We start from the raw sequence: 2,432 nt of genomic DNA, 5'->3' as shown, positions 1-2,432 counted from the left end.
TTCTGGGGCATTCCTGCATCCTCCAAATGGCTCAAAAGCCATACCTTAGGGAGGACCACTTTTCAGGGGGCAGACCAGCGCGGGGCATCAGGTTTGGCTCGAGTTCGGGTTGGGGTTGGACGGGCTGGTCTGCAACGATGTCGTATCTGAGCGGATCATCCGGACCCTCATCCTTTGACAGGGCACTCTCTGCCTTCGGCTGGAAGCTTCATGGAGGTTTAGGCCTTGACCAGCGTGCCGTTGACCGAGAAATGCTTGTTAGATGAAAGCGGCACGACTTCGCGATGCGCCGAGATCGCCGCCATCACCTTGCGCGACATCTCGGTCGTCAGCAGCCGGTCGCGGCTTTTGGTGAACACGGTAGGAACCCAGACCGGATCGTCGATGTCGAGGCCGACAAACCGGCGGAACATGAGGTTATACTGCATCTGTTCCATCAACTGCCGCTCCGACCGGAGGAAGAACAGGATCTGAATCAGGCTGGTGCGGATTAGCCGTTCCGGCGCAATTGATGGATGGCCAAAGTTGAAATAAAGCGCCTCGAACTCCGCAGTGAGACTGGCCAGAGTATCATTCACCACCTGCCAGATTTTGCGCAGTGGGTGCTAGACGGGGATTCAATCTTCAAGATCACCATAGCTGAACAGCGATCCACTCCTTTCGTCCGTCTCGCGCATCATCACCTCCGCCCGATATCGTGCAGATGGAGAATCATGTTCCGCAAACCGCGTCGAGAAACAACTATTTCAGCGACTTGCTAGAGCGCAGAGGATGAATATGGGTCCACGTAAAAGACGTGATCATCAATCGACCGGATCCGAACCATTTTGGGTGCCCATTGGGGCGACACGGCGGTGGTGTGATAATGATCTGCCCCATGCAGTTCCGGCAGAGGGCCATTCACGAGAACTTCTGCTGCAATTCTCACTGCTTTTTCCCAAGACGCAATATCGTTTACTTTTGGATATTTATAGCGTGATGTCATGAAACTGAACTGCGTCGGAACGACGTTTTCGCACGCGCTATCTCCCCACCGGTGAGGAATTGCTGCCCGTTGCAAAATGACGGAGGCTACCGCGCGCTGCCCGAGCTCTCCTTGATCACGTGCCTCGTGATAGATCGCGACGGCAATACAGGAAAGCTCGCTGGCGTTGAGCAAGGATGGTGGAGGCGGAGGGATGGCAGCCCCCTTTACGATTTCGGCGGGGTTTGCAGGTCGAGGGGGAGGACGAAATGTCATTACCTTTGCAGGACGTGGTAACGGGGCGATGGCGACATCGAGTATTAGACCGTCGCTATCAACGCTGTCCTGTCCAGGATCAGCCGCTATTTGTTCAATACGGTTTGGCCCAATTGCTATCTTTTCTTTATAAACGGATTCAGCAGCAGAATGCACTGGCGCGCCAAGGCTGCCATTTGGCGCGGTAAAGCTGGATGTCTCACCGGTCCACAGATGTTCCCGTGCTACAGACACAACTGCTCCTGCAAAGCATAAAGCAATGAGGACAGTTAAAGCTGCAGACTGCACCCGAACCATTGGCATGTTCCCTTGATTGCATAAGGAACGGTAATCGACACAGTTGTGTTCCGTTTTCGCATCGTAGACCTTGTCGATCTTTGCCGTCAGAAAACTGACTGCAAAATTGTCACTCTTTGGCGGTAGTGAGACCGGCATGTACAGAACGCGGGCTGAGCAGCTGAGCTTGGGGCCTGAACAGCCACTAGTGGGTTTCATACTGCAGAATCGACTAACTGCCGCGTTCAAAGTTCGATTAAAAAAAGCAGCAGCTCTCATTCAACGGAAAAATGGCCTCGCCTTCAGACAAATCCCAGACCCATACCCGGGCATGCACAACATTTACGGGTATTAGGCTTGCTGCAATGCTGACTGCTTCCTCGGGCGTTAACTGCGTGTTCAAGCTGCTGGCCAGACAGTTGCTCCTCCCAAAGGCCGCTGTCTAACCTGCGCTGAATGTATCGTGGATAACCGCCCCATATGCCTGTCCATTTTGGTAGGTCTGCGTCACGCCGGACCGGCTTTTGAAAGGTAGTCGCGGAGATGCTTTGGAAAGCCTGTCACCATAGTCAAGCTGAAAAACTTCGGTATCCGGCAGTCCAATGTTGGGAGCGGAGCAATACCAACCTGGCTACGGTCGCGGCTGAATGAAAGTTCAGTGATAGGTCAGTCCCCACCTTCATATAGCGTTTGCTTCACACCGAAGACGTAGGTGACATAAGGATAAGCCGCTTCGACCTTGGCAGATCCAGCATTCAGCCGAAGGACAGCCATCTTAGTTGCGAGCGCTCATCTTCCGCAGCCGCCACAGGCTGGCGCCCAGCACGATGATCGCCATGATGGCATCCGATTTGGGCGTCGGCGCATCCGTTGCGTCACGGCCTGTCCCGGACACGCCGATGGCCTTCTGGCCCGA

Annotated in this window: 1 protein-coding gene and 1 pseudogene; both read right to left on the bottom strand. The window is 54.4% G+C overall.

Translation table 11 applies throughout. The features are described from left to right. Positions 1–79 precede the first annotated feature (79 nt). Positions 80–617 (bottom strand): annotated as a pseudogene (locus FHD67_RS20035) (transposase); the annotation flags it as partial. Positions 618–757: 140 nt separating this feature from the next. Further along, positions 758–1,537, bottom strand: a complete 780-nt coding sequence (locus FHD67_RS20030; RefSeq protein WP_176695235.1) for a cell wall hydrolase — start codon at positions 1,535–1,537, stop codon at positions 758–760. Positions 1,538–2,432: the final 895 nt, after the last annotated feature.

The sequence above is a fragment of the Paracoccus haeundaensis genome (assembly GCF_006239215.1).
GTDB classification, from domain to species: Bacteria; Pseudomonadota; Alphaproteobacteria; order Rhodobacterales; family Rhodobacteraceae; genus Paracoccus; species Paracoccus marcusii.
This window is presented reverse-complemented; position numbering and strand designations above follow the sequence as displayed.